Source organism: Sneathiella chungangensis (assembly GCF_009882935.1).
Taxonomy (GTDB): domain Bacteria; phylum Pseudomonadota; class Alphaproteobacteria; order Sneathiellales; family Sneathiellaceae; genus Sneathiella; species Sneathiella chungangensis.
Genome location: NZ_WTVA01000001.1, coordinates 105,869 through 120,709, shown reverse-complemented (window position 1 = coordinate 120,709; position 14,841 = coordinate 105,869). Strand labels below are relative to the sequence as shown.

Sequence of the window (14,841 nt, the reverse complement as noted above, 5' to 3'; positions counted from 1 at the left end):
GATTTACTTCCCGCCCGACGGCGCGCCCGCCTGATACAGCTTGTAGGTGATGCTGTCGATCAGCGCGGCGAAGGAGGCATCGACGATATTGGGCGACACCCCGACGGTGAACCAGCGCTTGTTCGATTTGTCCGTGCTCTCGATCAGGACGCGCGTCACGGCCTCGGTGCCCGAGGTGAGGATCCGCACCTTGAAATCCACGAGGCGGAGATCATCGATATAGTCGGAAAATTTACCGAGATCCTTGCGCAGCGCCGCATCAAGGGCGTTGACCGGGCCGTTCCCCTCGCCCACGGAAAGATAGCGTTCCCCGTCGATGATCAGCTTGACTACGGCGTCGGAGACAGTGAGAAGCTGACCCTTGGCGTTATGGCGCCGCTCAACCTGTACGCGGAAGCTTTCCACGTCGAAATATTTCGGCACCTGCCCCAGCCGCCGCCGGGCCATCAGCTCGAAACTGGCGAGCGCGCCGTCATAGGAAAAGCCGTCGAACTCTCGCTCCTTCACTTCCTCGAGCAGGCGGTTGATCTTCGGGTCCTTCGGATCGACATCGAGGCCGAATTCGCGGAGCTGGGCAAGGATGTTGGACCGCCCCGCCTGATCGGAGATCAGCAGATGCCGCTTGTTGCCGACGACTTCCGGCTCAACATGCTCGTAGGTTTTGGGATCCTTCTCGACCGCGGAGACATGCAGGCCGCCCTTGTGGGCAAAGGCCGAGGCGCCGACATAGGCCTGATGGCGGTTCGGGGAGCGATTGAGGATCTCATCGAGAAGACGGGAGACCGAGGTGATGGATTTCAGCCCCTCCGCCGTGATGCCTGTCTCGACCATGGATTTGAACGGCTCCTTCAGGACCAGCGACGGGATCAGCGAGATGATATTGGCGTTACCGCACCGCTCCCCCAGGCCGTTTAACGTGCCCTGCACCTGACGCACGCCCGCCTTCACCGCCATCAGGGTATTGGCGACGGCGTTCTCCGTGTCGTTATGGGTATGGATGCCGAGATGGCTGCCGGGGATATGCTCGGTCACCTCGGTGACGATCCGCTCGACCTCGTCCGGCAGGGTGCCGCCGTTGGTATCGCAGAGCACCATCCAGCGGGCGCCCGCGCCATAGGCCGCCTTGAGGCAGGCGAGCGCGAAGTCCGGATTAGCCTTATAGCCATCGAAGAAATGCTCCGCGTCATACATCGCTTCGCGCCCCTGCCGGACGATCTCGGCGATGCTGTCGGCGATGAGCTCGAGATTTTCCTCGAGGCTGATCCCGAGCGCGACATCGACATGGAAATCCCAGCTCTTGCCGACGATGCAGACGGCGGGCGTCTTGGCGTCCAGAATTTCATTGAGGCCCGGATCGTTGGAGACGCTGCGGCCGGGCCGCCGGGTCATGCCGAAGGCGGTGAACTTGGCGTGCCGGAACTCCGGCGGATTGGCGAAAAAGGCCGTATCGCTCGGGTTGGCGCCGGGCCAGCCGCCCTCGATATAATCAATGCCGAGGCCGTCGAGCGCCTTCGCAATATTCGCCTTATCCTCGACACTGAAATCCACGCCCTGTGTCTGCGCCCCGTCGCGCAGCGTTGTGTCAAAAAGATAAAGTCTCTCGCGTGCCATTACGCCCTCTTCCATGTGGTGCCGTTCGGACCATCCTCTAGGATGATCCCTTCAGCTTTCAAGTTATCGCGGATTTCATCTGCCCGCGCATAATTCCTTTGTTTCTTTGCTTCATCGCGCTCGGCGATTAAGGCTTCAATATTTTCTTTTGAAATTACAGATGTCAGTACCGGTGATCCAAGTTCTGATCTTGCTTCTATTGAATCTGCCTTCAAATGAACCGTCCCGCCTTGGAACCATTCTTTTGGCGTTTGTTGTAATAGACCCAAAAGCGCGCCGGAGCCAAGCAATTGTCCCTTGATGCGCGCTTTCGCCGCGTCATCCGTCGCCTTGTTGGCCTCCCCGCCGAGGGCGAAGAGCGCGGCGAGCGCCTGCGGCGTGTTGAGATCATCCTCAAGCGCGGCGATCACATCGGGCGCGGGCTCCAGCGGTCCGGCCTCGACGCCTTCCAGATGCTGGAGCGCGGTATAGAGCCGGTCGAGATTGGTCTTGGCGCGCTTGACCCCTTCCGCCGTCCAGTCGAGCGGCTGGCGGTAATGGGTGGAGAGCATGTTGAGGCGCAGGGCTTCCCCCGGCGCTTCCGCCAACAGCTCCCGCACGGTGCGGAAATTACCGAGGGATTTCGACATCTTGTCGCCCTCGACCGTGAGAAAACCGTTATGCACCCAGTAGCGGGCAAATTCCGCCCCGTCATGGGCGCAGCAGCTTTGCGCCACCTCATTTTCATGATGCGGGAAGATCAGGTCGCGCCCGCCGCCATGGATATCGAAGGTGATGCCAAGCGTCGCCTCGCTCATAACCGAGCATTCGATATGCCAGCCCGGCCGCCCGCGGCCCCAGGGGCTGTCCCATCCCGGCATGTCCTCGGTGGAGGGCTTCCAGAGCACGAAATCGGCGGGGTCCTTCTTATAGGGCGCAACCTCGACCCGGGCGCCGGCGATCATGTCGTCGCGGTTGCGGCCCGATAGCTTGCCGTAATCGGCCATGCTGGTCACATCGAAGAGGACATGGCCTTCCGCCTCATAAGCATGCCCCTTCTCGATCAGTGTCGAAATCATCTTGATCATGCCGTCGATATGCTCGGTCGCGCGGGGCTCAAGGTCCGGCGGCAGCGCATTCAGCGCCGCCATATCGTCGTGATAGGCCTTGGTTGTGCGCGTCGTCAGCGCCTCGATACTCTCGCCGTTTTTCGCCGCCGCCTCGATGATCTTGTCCTCGACATCGGTGATATTGCGGACATAGGTGAGATCATAACCCAGATGCCGCAAGAGACGCGCCAGCACATCGAAGATTACCACCGGGCGCGCATTGCCGATATGGGCCGTGTCATAGACCGTCGGCCCGCAGACATACATGCCGACCTTGCCCGGCTTCAGGGGCACGAATTCTTCTTTCCGTCGGTGGGCGGTATTGTAAAGATGCAGCGTCACGAGATCGTCCTTATTCTCAGCCAGCGCGGCCGGTCAGGCGCGCGAGTATATTTTCCCGGCCGATCAGGGGCAACAGATTGTTCATCTCCGGCCCGTGCGGCCGTCCGGTCAGCGCGAGACGGAGCGGCATGAACAGCGCCTTGCCTTTCGCGCCGGTCGTCTCCTTCACCGCCGTGGTCCAGGCTTTCCAGCTCTCCGGCGTGATCTCGCCGTCGGGCAACTGCTCCGCCGCGGCGCGCAGGAAATCGGCATTCTCAACGACCGGTGTCATCGGCCCCCTCACCACCTGCCACCAGTCTTTTGCATCGTCAAGTTTTGTGAGATTGCCGCGGACGGCGTTCCAGAAGGTTTCATCGGCCCCGGGGATGGCGAGCCGATCCTTCACCTCCGCCCAGTCCAGCTGATGTAGCAGTTTGGCGTTGAGGTTGGCAAGTTCCGCCGGGTCGAACTTGGCGGCGGCGCGGCTGAAATGATGGATATCGAACCCGGCGACAATCTCCTCAAGGGAATGGCAAATCTCGACATTTTCGGAGGTGCCGAGACGCGCGAGCAGGCTGTCCACCGCCATTGCCTCGATCCCATTTGCCCGCAACTCACGGAGGCTCTGGCTCCCCTCGCGCTTGGAAAGCGGCCCGCCGTCCGGCCCCATCAGCAGAGGGATATGGCCGAAGGTGGGAACGGAGGCGCCCAGGGCCTCGAAAATCTGGATATGCAGCGCCGTGTTGCTGACATGATCCTCGCCGCGAATGACATGGGTGATGGCAAAGTCGATATCATCGACGACGGAGGGCATGTGATAGAGCGGCCGCCCGTCGGAGCGGATCAGCACCGGGTCGGACATGCTCGCGCCATCGACCTCGACGGATCCGCGCACCATATCCTCCCAGCGGATGACGACCTGATCGAGCTTGAAGCGCCAATGGGGTTTCCGCCCCTCCGCTTCCAGCTTCGCCTTGTCCGCCTCCGTAAGCTCAAGCGCCGCGCGATCATAGACCGGCGGCAGCTTGCGGGCGAGCCGGCGCTTGCGCTTGTAATCCAGCTCCTCCCCCGTCTCATAGCAGGGATAGAGCCGGCCGGCGGCCTTCAGCGTCTCGAAGGCGCGCCGATAGGCCTCGCTGCGCTCCGATTGCTTTTTCAGTTCCGACCAGTCGAGGCCGAGCCATTTCAGATCCTCCTGAATGGCGGCGGCATATGCCTCGGTCGAGCGGTCCTCATCCGTATCGTCAAGGCGCAGGATCATCTCCCCGCCGTCTTTTTTGGCGGACAGCCAGTTAATCAGGGCGAGCCGGGCATTTCCTACATGGAGATATCCCGTAGGACTTGGCGCAAAGCGGTATCTGGTGCTCATCTTTTGTCCCTGAAGGCGTTGGTGATCGGATAGCGCCGGTCGCGCCCGAAATTCTTCGTCGAAATCTTGACGCCGGGCGGGGACTGGCGGCGTTTGTATTCGGCGATATAGAGCAGGTTCTGGATGCGGCTGACCGTCGCCGGCTCGAAGCCCGCCTCGACCAGTTCCTTGAAGGATTTCTCCTGCTCGACCAGACCATAGAGAATGCCGTCAAGAATATGATAGGGCGGCAGGCTGTCCTCGTCCTTCTGGTCCTCGCGCAGTTCCGCCGTCGGCGGCTTGGTGATCACATTCTGTGGCATCACCGCGCCCTCCGGCCCCTTGAAAAGCGGGGAGAAATGCGTGTTCCGCCAGGTGGAGAGTTTGAAACAGGTGCTCTTGTAGACATCCTTCAGCACCGAATAGCCGCCGCACATATCGCCGTACAGCGTCGCATAGCCGACCGACATCTCCGACTTGTTGCCGGTGGTCAGCACCATCGGCCCGAGCTTGTTGGAGAGCGCCATCAGGGTCATGCCACGAATGCGCGACTGGATATTTTCTTCCGTGATATCCGGCTCAAGCCCTGCGAAGGGCGCCTCTAGCATGGCATCGAAGGCCTCGACCGCCGGCGCGATGGAGATGGTATCGAGCCGCGTGCCGAGAAGCCGAGCGCATTCCGCCGCATCGTCGAGGCTCTCGGTTGAGGTATATTTCGAGGGCATCATGACGCAATGGACCCGCTCCGCCCCCAACGCATCGACGGCGACGGCGGCGCTCAAGGCACTGTCGATCCCGCCGGAGAGGCCAAGAACCACGCCCGGAAAGCGGTTCTTCTCGACATAATCCTTCAGCCCCAGCACCATGGCGTGATAGATCCGCTCCATCGGTTGGCCGGGATCGACAAGTTCCTCCGTCTCGCATTTCCAGCTGCCGTCCGCCTGCCGCCGCCAGTCGGTGACGACCAGGCTTTCCTTCCAGCTCGCCATCTGGACGGGCAGCGAGCGGTCGGCATTCATCACGAAGGAGGCGCCGTCGAAGACCAGCTCATCCTGCCCGCCGATCTGGTTGAGATAGACGAGCGGCAGGCCGGTCTCGGTCACCCGGTGGACGGCGTGATTGAGCCGCTCGTCGGATTTTGCATGATCGAAGGGACTGCCGTTCGGCACGATGAGCATTTCCGCGCCGGTTTCGGCGAGGCATTCGGCAACCTCCGGAAACCACATATCCTCGCAGATCATGACGCCGAGACGCACCCCCTTGAACGGGATCGGCCCGGGCAGCGGCCCCGCCTCGAATATACGGAGTTCATCGAAGACGCCATAGTTCGGCAGCTTGTTCTTGAAGCGCCGGGCCGACACCTTGCCCGCTTCGAGCAGGCAGACGGCATTATAGAGCTTGCCCTCCTCGACCATCGGCGCGCTCATCAGCATCGCCGGGCCGCCATCGAGGGTCATGTCGGCAAGATCCTCCATCGCCTTCCATGCGGCGCGCTGAAACGCCGGCTTCGTCACCAGGTCCTCCGGCGGATAGCCGGTGAGGAAAAGCTCGGGATAGACGACGATATCCGCCCCAAGCGCCTCCGCCTCCTCGCGGAAGGCGCGGGCGAGCGCGAAATTGCCCTCGATATCGCCGAGGGTCGGGTTCGCCTGCGCAAGCGCAATTTTCAACTGATCGGTCATGAAGGATATCTAACCCGCCTTGACGCCATCAGCAAGCATCGGGAGACGCTTTTAGGCGGAAAAAGATCGATTTTTTAGATGATTACTGATTTTGCGAGCCGAGCGCCGGTCCGTCATCGAGAATTTCCGGGATTTCCTCCTCCTCTCCCGCATCGGCGGTGGAAGGAGCGGCCTCTTCCTCCTCCTCCCATTCCTCGGTCTCCGGATTCATCTGGGCAACGCCGCTGCCGGTGCGCACGGGCATGGCGACGAAGGTGCCCTGCTCGTCCATCGGCGTCGCGGGCGCGCGATACATGCGGTAGATGGCGAAAATCCCGATGGCGATATGACCGAAGGCGATCCAGCCGAAGAAGACCATGCTGCCGACCAGCGACATCAGGGGACCGACGAGAATCGGGCCGAAGATGGCGCCGGCGCCGTTCACCAGGATCAGCCCGCTCGACGCCGCCACCATTTTGGAGGGTTCCAGATGGTCATTAGTATGGGCGATACAGAGGGAGTAAAGCGGCACGGAAAAGCCGCCGAACAGGGCCGCGGCGCACAGAAACAAGAGGAAATTCCCGCTCTCCCCGGCATAGAGAGCCAGCAATGCCGCCGCGCCGCTCAACATGGTGGTGACCATCAGCACCATGCGCCGGTCGAACTTGTCGGAGAGCCGCCCGACCGGCCATTGCAGGATGACGCCGCCCATGATCATGATACTGATGAAGCTCGAAATCTGCGCGACCGAAAGGCCGATATTGTCGCCATAGACCGCGGCCATGCCGTAGAAGGCGCCGCCGGTGATCCCTTGCGCGAACATGCCGACGATGCCGAGCGGGGAAATCTTGTAAAGTTCCTTCAGTTTCAGCCGCGTGCTCAGGGTGAAATTGGGCGCCGGATTGGCGGTCAGGGCCATCGGGATCAGGGCGAAGGAAATCAGCACCGAGATAAAGATGAAGAGCGTATAGCCGCCCGGATCGGCGAGGTTCAGGAACAGCTGCCCGATCGCCATGCCGCCCATCATGATGATCATATAGACGGAGAGAAGCTGGCCGCGCGTCTCGTTCGTAGCGGCGTCGTTGAGCCAGCTTTCACAGACGATATAGAGACCGGCGAAGGAAAATCCCGTCAGCAGGCGCATCGCGCCCCAGACGATCGGATCGACGAAGACGACATAGATCAGCGCCGCCGAGGAGGCGAGCGAGGCCAGCGCCGCGAACACCCGGACATGGCCGACATTGGCAAGAATCTTGGGGGTGACGATGGATCCGATAAGGAAGCCCGCGTAATATCCGGACATGACAAGGCCGGTGACGGCGGCGGGAAACCCCTCCAGCGACGCGCGGATACCGACAAGGCTGATCTGCAGGCCGTTGCCAAGCATCAGGAGGCCCAGTCCGAGGAGGAGTGGCCAGGAATTTTTAACCGCAGCGTACATGGCCATCCGTTCAGAAAGAGGCGATTATATCCAATCGCTTTTGATCATAATTGCCGCCCGATGCCAATCGCAATACGACATTAATTGTTCCAAAGCAGAAGTCAGGATTTTTCCTTGCGAAGCAGGAATTCCCGGCCGACCTTTACCGCCGGCACGCCGTCATAGGAAATGATGTCGGCGGTCGCATAGGTCTCGGGCCAGATTTCCGGCAGGAACGAGCCCGTCCCGACCACGTCGATGGGGGCCTTCATGCTGCCCATGACCCGGCATTTTTCCGGCGAGAAGCCGGAGGAGGCAACGATCCGCACCTTCTTGAAGCCCGCCTCGTCCAGTTTTTCCCGCATAAAATAGATCGCCGCCGCCGAGACGCCGGTGCCGACCAGCCATTTCAGCTCCTGCTCCGAGCGGTACTGCCGGATGCCGCGGGGCATGTGCCGTTCCAGCACCGCATAGGAAGTGGCCGGGTCCAGCCCCTCGATAAAGCGGCCGCCATGGGTGTCCATGCGGACCGCAAGCTTGCCGCTCTGCGCCATGTCGGGGAAGCGTTCGCAGGTGGCGAGCGCGTCGCTGATCTCCTTGCCGTAATAATCGACAAGGACAGTGAGCGGATCGCCGGGAAAACTCTCATGGAACATCTCGGCGGCGCGTACCGTGCTGCCCGCATAGCCAATCAGGGCATGCGGCATGGTGCCGAGGCCCTTGTCGTTGCCGAAATAATGGGCGGTCGCGTTATTCGCGTTGCCGATGAAGCCGGTGGCGCCGATTTCCTTCTTCGCCGCGCGGCTGCCGACGGCGGCCGCATAGGCCATCATGTCCGCCATCTCCGCGCCCGCGCAATGGCGCGCGTCCATGGCGAGGAAGCTGGCCTCCGGCAGATGGGCGCACATGCTATAGGCGTTATAGGCGGCGACGCAGGCGGGCCCGAGCTTCTGCAGATACAGGGTTTCCAGATCGACAAGGTCATAGAAGCTGCCGGTGATATAGACAAGCGGCTCCCCGGCGCCGACCCAGTCGCCCTCCTCGAAGCAGGGTTCGATCTTGAAGCTCTGGCCGCGCATTTGCGCGACGCTATCCAGCCAGTCGACCATGATCCGCGGGCAGAAGATCACCGGGCGTCTCATGAAAACAGCGTAAGTCACTGTTATATCGCCGAATTGCCCGATAACACGTTTCGTCTTGTTAAAATACTGGTCGGTGTGGTCGGCGATGGATGTATCCACCGCCTCGCGTTTGGCAACTGGCGTCTGGCTGGTCATGTTCGTGCGGAATTACGAGACGGCTGCGATGGCTGCCCCGTTCCCCCTCTCCTTCTTGATCATTTCGGAAATCAGGAACGCAAGTTCCAGGGCCTGGTTCGCATTGAGCCGGGGGTCGCAGGCCGTATGGTAGCGGTCGCTGAGCCCTTCCTCGGTCACCTCGAAGGCGCCGCCGATGCATTCGGTGACATTCTGCCCCGTCATCTCGAAATGCACGCCGCCGGCGTAGGTTCCCTCGGCCTGGTGCACGTCGAAGAACTGCCGCACCTCGGTCAGGATGCGATCGACCGGACGGGTCTTGTAGCCGGTCGAGGATTTGATGGTATTGCCATGCATCGGATCGCAGGACCAGACGACGGTCCGCCCCTCCTTCTCGATCTTGCGGATCATCTCCGGCAGGTGCTTTTCCACATTATCCGCGCCGAAGCGGCAGATCACGGTCATGCGGCCCGCGTCATTCTTCGGGTTCAACGCATCGATCAAGCGCATCAGCCCATCGGGCGTCTGCGTCGGACCGGCCTTGACGCCGATCGGGTTGGCGACACCACGCAGGAATTCGACATGCGCCTCGTCCGGATCGCGGGTGCGATCGCCGATCCACAGCATATGGGCGGAGGTGTCGTAGTAATCGCCCGACGTGCTGTCGACGCGGGTCAGCGACTGTTCGTACGGCAGCAGCAGCGCCTCATGGGAGGTATAGAAATCCGTCCGGCCCATTTCCGGGGTATTGGTCGAGGTCACGCCGCAAGCCTCCATGAAGGCGAGCGCGTCATGGATGCGGTCGGCCATTTCCTGGTAGCGTTCGCCCTGCGGGCCGCTGGCAACAAAGCCCATGTTCCAGCTATGCACCTGATGCAGGTCCGCATAGCCGCCCTGCGCGAAGGCGCGCAGCAGGTTGAGGGTCGAGGCGGCCTGCGAATAGGCCTTCAGCATGCGCTGCGGGTCGGGCACGCGCTGCTCGGCGTCGAAATCGAAGCCGTTGATGATATCGCCGCGATAGCTCGGCAGCTCGACGCCGCCCACGGTTTCCGTATCGCTGGAGCGCGGCTTGGCGAACTGGCCGGCAAGACGGCCGACCTTGACGATCGGGCAATTGGCGCCGAAGGTGAGGACGACGGCCATCTGCAGCAGCACCTTGAAGGTGTCGCGAATGGTGTTCGGGTGGAATTCGGCGAAACTCTCGGCGCAGTCTCCGCCCTGCAGCAGGAAGGCGCGGCCATGAGCCACCTCGGCGAGCTTTTTCCGAAGGCTTCTCGCCTCACCTGCAAATACGAGCGGCGGAAAATTCTTCAGCTCATCTTCCACGGCGGCCAATGCCTGGAGGTCCGGATAGGTCGGCAGCTGGCGAACGGGCTTTTGCTTCCAGCTTTCAGGGGTCCAGGGTTTCGACATCTCTCTATTCCTCAAATCTCATGCGCATGAAAAACTATTATCTACAGCCTTTTATTGATTTCGCAATCAATAACCTGCCCTTTTTGGGGCATTTGGTCAAAAAATCGGCCTAAACCGTTCCAGTTTGCGGCAAATCTTCCCCTTATGCGGCGACGAACTTTTCCCGCATGGTGACGATTTCCTCGGCAAGCGAGGGATGCACCCCGACGGTCGCGTCGAACTGCGCCTTGGTCGCCCGGCATTTGAGCGCGATGCCGACGGACTGGATGATTTCCGCCGCATCGGCCCCGATAATATGGGCGCCGACGACGATATCCGTCTTCTGATCGACGATCAGCTTGACGAAGGCCTGCTCCGATCCGCCGGTCAGCGTCTGCTTCATCGGCCGGAACTGCGACTTGTAGATATCCACCTCTCCGTATTTGGCGCGCGCCTCCTCTTCCGTCAAACCGACGGTGCCGACCTGCGGCTGGGAAAAGACGGCGGAGGGGACATTTTCGTGATCGGCGACTTTCGGGCGCTTGCCGAAGACCGTCTCGGCGAAGGCCATGCCTTCATGGATGGCGACCGGGGTCAGCGCGATCCGGTCGGTGACGTCGCCAACGGCGTATATATTGTCAACCGAAGTCTGGGAATCCGCCTTGACCTTGACTGCGCCGTTCTGCTTCAGCGTTACGCCAACCTTTTCGAGCCCGAGGCCCTTGGTGTTCGGCGCCCGGCCCGTCGCATACATGATGGCGTCGGTTTCCAGCACCTGCCCGTCTTCGAGCGTGACCTTGAGGCCGGCGTTGGTCTTCTCGATGCGCGCCGGATTGGCATGGGTGCGCAGGTCGATGCCTTTCTTGCGGATTTCGCCCGAGAGGAAAATCTGCACATCGCGATCGAAACCGCGCAGGATATGCTCGCCGCGGTACAGCTGCGTCACCTTGGCGCCGAGGCCGTTGAAAATCCCGGCGAATTCGACGGCGATATAGCCGCCGCCGACAACGATGATGCGTTTCGGCATCTCCTCGAGATGAAACGCCTCGTTCGACGAGATGGCATATTCGATGCCCGGCACGTCCGGCATCGATGGCGCGCCGCCGGTGGCGATAAGGATATATTTCGCCGTCACCGTCTCCTCGCCGACCCGGACCGTATGCTTGTCAATCAGCGTCGCCCGCGCCTGGTAGAGCTCGACATTGTTATTCTCGAGGATCGAATGATAGATGCTGTTGAGCCGGTCGATCTCTTTATCCTTGTTGGCGATCAGCTTCTTCCAGGAATGGCTGCGCTCCCCGACGGTCCAGCCATAGGCGGCGGCATCCTCGAAATCCTCCGAGAAATGGCTCGCATAGACCAGCAGTTTCTTCGGCACGCAGCCGCGGATCACGCAGGTGCCGCCGACGCGGTATTCCTCGGCAATGGCGACTTTCGCCCCGAGGCTTGACGAGATGCGCGAGGCCCGGACGCCGCCGGAACCGGCGCCGATGACAAACAGATCATAATCGTATTTCACTTGACTTATCCTCAGTCGGACGCCGATTGCGGCGTCTGGTTTTCGCGGCCCCGGGTTTGTTTCTGGCGGTCAGCTGTTGATGCCACCAATGCACATGTATTTAATCTCGAGGTAATCATCAATGCCGTATTTCGATCCTTCGCGGCCGATGCCCGACTGCTTGACGCCGCCAAAGGGCGCCACCTCGGTCGAGATGATGCCGGTATTGATGCCGACGATGCCGTATTCGAGGGCCTCGCTGACCCGCCAGATGCGGCCGATATCGCGCGCGCAGAGATAGGCGGCAAGGCCGAATTCCGTATCATTCGCCATGGCAATCACCTCGGCCTCGTCCTTGAAGGTGAAGATAGGCGCCATGGGGCCGAAGGTTTCCTCCTTGGCGACGCGCATCTCCTGCGTCACGCCGGTCAGGATTGTCGGCTCGAAAAAGGTATGGCCGAGCGGATGGCGGTGGCCGCCGAGAAGGACCTTCGCGCCTTTCTTGACCGCATCCTCGATATGGGTCTCGACCTTCTTCACCGCATTTTCCGTGATCAGCGGGCCCTGCATGACCCCGTCCTCGAGGCCGTTGCCGACTTTAAGCGCCTTGACCCGCTCGGTCAGCCGGTCGACGAAGGCGTCATGGATGCCCTCCTGCACATAGATGCGGTTGGCGCAGACGCAGGTCTGCCCGGCGTTGCGGTATTTGCAGGCCATCGCCGCCTCGACCGCCTCGTCGAGGTTGGCGTCATCAAAGACGATGAAGGGCGCGTTGCCGCCAAGCTCCATCGAGGTTTTCTTGACCGTGCCCGCGCATTGCTCCATCAACAGCTTGCCGACGGCGGTGGAGCCGGTGAAGGTCAGTTTCGCGACAATCGAGTTCGAGGTCATCTCCGTGCCGATGGCGGGCGCATCGCCGGTAACGATGCTGAGAATGCCGGAGGGGATCCCCGCCCGTTCCGCCAGCACCGCCATGGCGAAGGCGGAAAAGGGCGTAAGCTCGGCGGGCTTGATCACCATCGGACAACCGGCGGCCAGCGCCGGCGCGGCTTTGCGCGTGATCATGGCGATCGGAAAGTTCCAGGGCGTAATCGCGACGGTCACGCCGATCGGCTGCTTGAGCACGACGATGCGTTTGTCGTTCTGATGTTCGGGGATGGTATCGCCATAGATGCGCTTGCCTTCCTCGGCGAACCATTCGATGAAGGAGGCGGCATAGGCAACCTCCCCCTTCGCCTCGGCGAGCGGCTTGCCCATCTCGACGGTCATGATCTTCGCGAGGTCGTCCGTATTTTCGAGCATCAGGTCATGCCATTTCCGGAGGATATTGGCGCGCTCCTTCGCGGTCTTGCCGGCCCAGTCGGGCATGGCCGCTTTTGCCGCCTCGATCGCGCGGCGGGTCTCGGCGGCGCCCATCATCGGCGCGGTGCCGATCACCTCGCCGGTTGCCGGGTTGGTCACATCGAGCGACTTGCCACCATCGGCATCGCACCATTTACCGCCGACAAGGCCCTGCATTCTCAATAAATCGGGGTCCTTGAGATTTAGCGGGTTCGTTGTCTTGTCCAGCATGTCCTGCTCCTTGGGTTCGAGGTTAGTCAGCGCCGCGCCGACGGCGCGTCAGCCGTGGCCGGAGTTTATGCCAGTTAATCTAATAGTCAATCTTCCATCCTCAATGCTTTCTTGATTTTACAGAGACTTTTGTAGAATATCAGATGCTTGTGCGCGGTTCAGCGCAAGATCTGATGAGGGGAGCGGTTTTTTGGCAAGCGGTTCGAAAAAAGTCATTTACGCGGCGCTGCTCGGGAACTCCCTGATCGCCGTTTCCAAATTCACGGCCGCCTTTTTCACCGGCTCCTCGGCGATGCTGTCCGAGGGGGTGCATTCCCTCGTCGATACGGGCAACCAGATCCTGATGCTGCACGGCCTCAAGCGGGCGGCGAAACGGGCGGACAAGGATCATCCCTTCGGATACGGGATGGAGCTGTATTTCTGGGCCTTCGTCGTCGCCATCCTGATTTTTGCGCTCGGCGCCGGGATCTCGCTTTACGAGGGGATCAAGCATATCCGCCATCCCGAAATCATCACCGATCCGACCTGGAATTATGTCGTTCTCGGCCTGGCGATCCTTTTCGAGGGCTGGGCCTGGTACGTCGCCTTTAGCGAGTTTCAGCGCGGCCGGGGCAAGCGCAGCTTCTGGCAGGAGGTCCGGCACAGCAAGGACCCGACCATCTTCACCATCCTGTTCGAGGATACGGCCGCCATGCTCGGCCTTTTTGCGGCGCTGATCGGGATTTTCTTCGCGCAGTATCTCGGCATACCGGAGCTGGACGGCGCCGCCTCCGTCGTCATCGCCATCATCCTTGCGAGCGTCGCGGTGCTGCTGGCGATCGAATGCAAGGGGCTGCTGATCGGCGAGAGCGCCGGGCGGGCCGTCACCGAGGGGATCACGACGATCATGTGCGACGACAGCCGCATCCTCCGCGTCAACGAATTGCTGACCATGCATCTGGGACCAAAGGATATCCTGGTCAATGTCAGCCTCGATTTCGCCGATGACCTGACCTCGACCGAGGTCGAGGCCGCGATCAGCGCGCTCGAGATTCGCGTCAAGGAGACCTATCCCGATGTGCGTCGCGTCTTTATCGAGGCGCAGAGCTTTATCGCCCATGCCCGGGCCAACCCGCGACCGCAACCAAGCGAATAATAACAAGGAGAAAATTGCGTGGATTTGAGAATAGTAGAGGAAGAGGACCGGTCCGATAATTTCAAGAAAGTATTCCGCCTGGAGGTGACGTCGCAGGACGACTTCCGGACAGCGGCCGTGCGCAACCTCTATTTCTGGTGGGAAGGGTTTCAGCCCGCCCTCCCCAAACGGGAGGATTTCGATATCTCGCGCCACTGGGCGACGGCGCCCTCGCTCTATCTGATCGAGGTGGTCGGCCCCGGCAATTATATTTACCGGCTGAACGGTGAAGCGGTTGTCGATATTGTCGGGGCATCGCTGCGCGGGCACGAAATCTCGGCAACCAGCCCGCTGCCCGAGCTGCGGCGTCTCGCGGACTATTTCGATACTATTGTTGCGGGCGGGAAATGCCGCCGATGCACCGGAATCGTTGATGTATCGGCGGACAAAGCGCGGAATTTCGAAAGCGTCGACTGCCCGCTTGCCGATGCCGCGGGGGAAATCCGCTTCATTCTCGGCGCCATCGCCCTGATCGAATAACCCGCCGGCCGTCACGGAAA

General features: G+C 61.1%; 11 protein-coding genes. 2 read left to right on the top strand and 9 right to left on the bottom strand.

The window, feature by feature from the left end; translation table 11 throughout:
• Positions 1-3: 3 nt before the first annotated feature.
• From cimA to gabD, 9 genes are all read right to left on the bottom strand, one after another.
• The gene (cimA, locus tag GQF03_RS00595; protein WP_161337248.1) at positions 4-1,611 is read right to left on the bottom strand and encodes a citramalate synthase; all 1,608 of its coding nucleotides are present in this window, start codon (positions 1,609-1,611) and stop codon (positions 4-6) included.
• Positions 1,611-3,041 (bottom strand): cysteine--tRNA ligase, encoded by a 1,431-nt coding sequence (cysS, locus tag GQF03_RS00590; protein WP_161337247.1) that lies wholly within the window; start codon positions 3,039-3,041, stop codon positions 1,611-1,613. Before cysS ends, cimA begins: the two co-directional genes overlap by 1 nt.
• A gap of 16 nt (positions 3,042-3,057) precedes the next feature.
• Positions 3,058-4,389, bottom strand: coding sequence for a glutamate--tRNA ligase (gltX, locus tag GQF03_RS00585; RefSeq protein WP_161337246.1), 1,332 nt, complete (start codon positions 4,387-4,389; stop codon positions 3,058-3,060).
• Positions 4,386-6,050, bottom strand: coding sequence for an NAD+ synthase (locus GQF03_RS00580; protein WP_161337245.1), 1,665 nt, complete (start codon positions 6,048-6,050; stop codon positions 4,386-4,388). Before GQF03_RS00580 ends, gltX begins: the two co-directional genes overlap by 4 nt.
• 82 nt (positions 6,051-6,132) lie before the next feature.
• Positions 6,133-7,470: an MFS transporter gene (locus GQF03_RS00575; RefSeq protein ID WP_161337244.1), complete on the bottom strand. Its 1,338-nt coding sequence runs from the start codon at positions 7,468-7,470 to the stop codon at positions 6,133-6,135.
• A gap of 101 nt (positions 7,471-7,571) precedes the next feature.
• A complete protein-coding gene (locus GQF03_RS00570) occupies positions 7,572-8,726 on the bottom strand; it encodes a nicotinate phosphoribosyltransferase (RefSeq protein ID WP_161337243.1) in 1,155 nt (384 codons plus the stop codon).
• Positions 8,727-8,738: 12 nt separating this feature from the next.
• Positions 8,739-10,118 (bottom strand): class II 3-deoxy-7-phosphoheptulonate synthase, encoded by a 1,380-nt coding sequence (locus GQF03_RS00565; RefSeq protein ID WP_161337242.1) that lies wholly within the window; start codon positions 10,116-10,118, stop codon positions 8,739-8,741.
• Positions 10,119-10,260: 142 nt separating this feature from the next.
• On the bottom strand, positions 10,261-11,616 hold the full coding sequence (gor, locus tag GQF03_RS00560; RefSeq protein WP_161337241.1) for a glutathione-disulfide reductase: 1,356 nt from the start codon (positions 11,614-11,616) through the stop codon (positions 10,261-10,263).
• A gap of 69 nt (positions 11,617-11,685) precedes the next feature.
• Entirely contained in the window at positions 11,686-13,167 is a 1,482-nt protein-coding gene (gene gabD / locus GQF03_RS00555; RefSeq protein WP_161337240.1) for an NADP-dependent succinate-semialdehyde dehydrogenase, read from the bottom strand.
• Between the two features lie 190 nt (positions 13,168-13,357).
• Here gabD and GQF03_RS00550 point away from each other — a divergent pair, with 190 nt between their 5' ends.
• Complete coding sequence (locus GQF03_RS00550) at positions 13,358-14,302, top strand: cation diffusion facilitator family transporter (RefSeq protein ID WP_161337239.1); 945 nt, start codon at positions 13,358-13,360, stop codon at positions 14,300-14,302.
• An 18-nt stretch (positions 14,303-14,320) separates the two neighbouring features.
• Positions 14,321-14,821: a PAS domain-containing protein gene (locus tag GQF03_RS00545; RefSeq protein WP_161337238.1), complete on the top strand. Its 501-nt coding sequence runs from the start codon at positions 14,321-14,323 to the stop codon at positions 14,819-14,821.
• The last annotated feature ends 20 nt before the right edge of the window (positions 14,822-14,841 follow it).

Coding starts and splice junctions, on each gene's coding strand:
- gabD (WP_161337240.1), bottom strand. CDS start 13,167: ATGCTGGACAAGACAACGAACCCGCTAAATCTCAAGGACCCCGATTTA.
- gltX (WP_161337246.1), bottom strand. CDS start 4,389: ATGAGCACCAGATACCGCTTTGCGCCAAGTCCTACGGGATATCTCCAT.
- GQF03_RS00580 (WP_161337245.1), bottom strand. CDS start 6,050: ATGACCGATCAGTTGAAAATTGCGCTTGCGCAGGCGAACCCGACCCTC.
- cimA (WP_161337248.1), bottom strand. CDS start 1,611: ATGGCACGCGAGAGACTTTATCTTTTTGACACAACGCTGCGCGACGGG.
- GQF03_RS00565 (WP_161337242.1), bottom strand. CDS start 10,118: ATGTCGAAACCCTGGACCCCTGAAAGCTGGAAGCAAAAGCCCGTTCGC.
- GQF03_RS00570 (WP_161337243.1), bottom strand. CDS start 8,726: ATGACCAGCCAGACGCCAGTTGCCAAACGCGAGGCGGTGGATACATCC.
- GQF03_RS00575 (WP_161337244.1), bottom strand. CDS start 7,470: ATGTACGCTGCGGTTAAAAATTCCTGGCCACTCCTCCTCGGACTGGGC.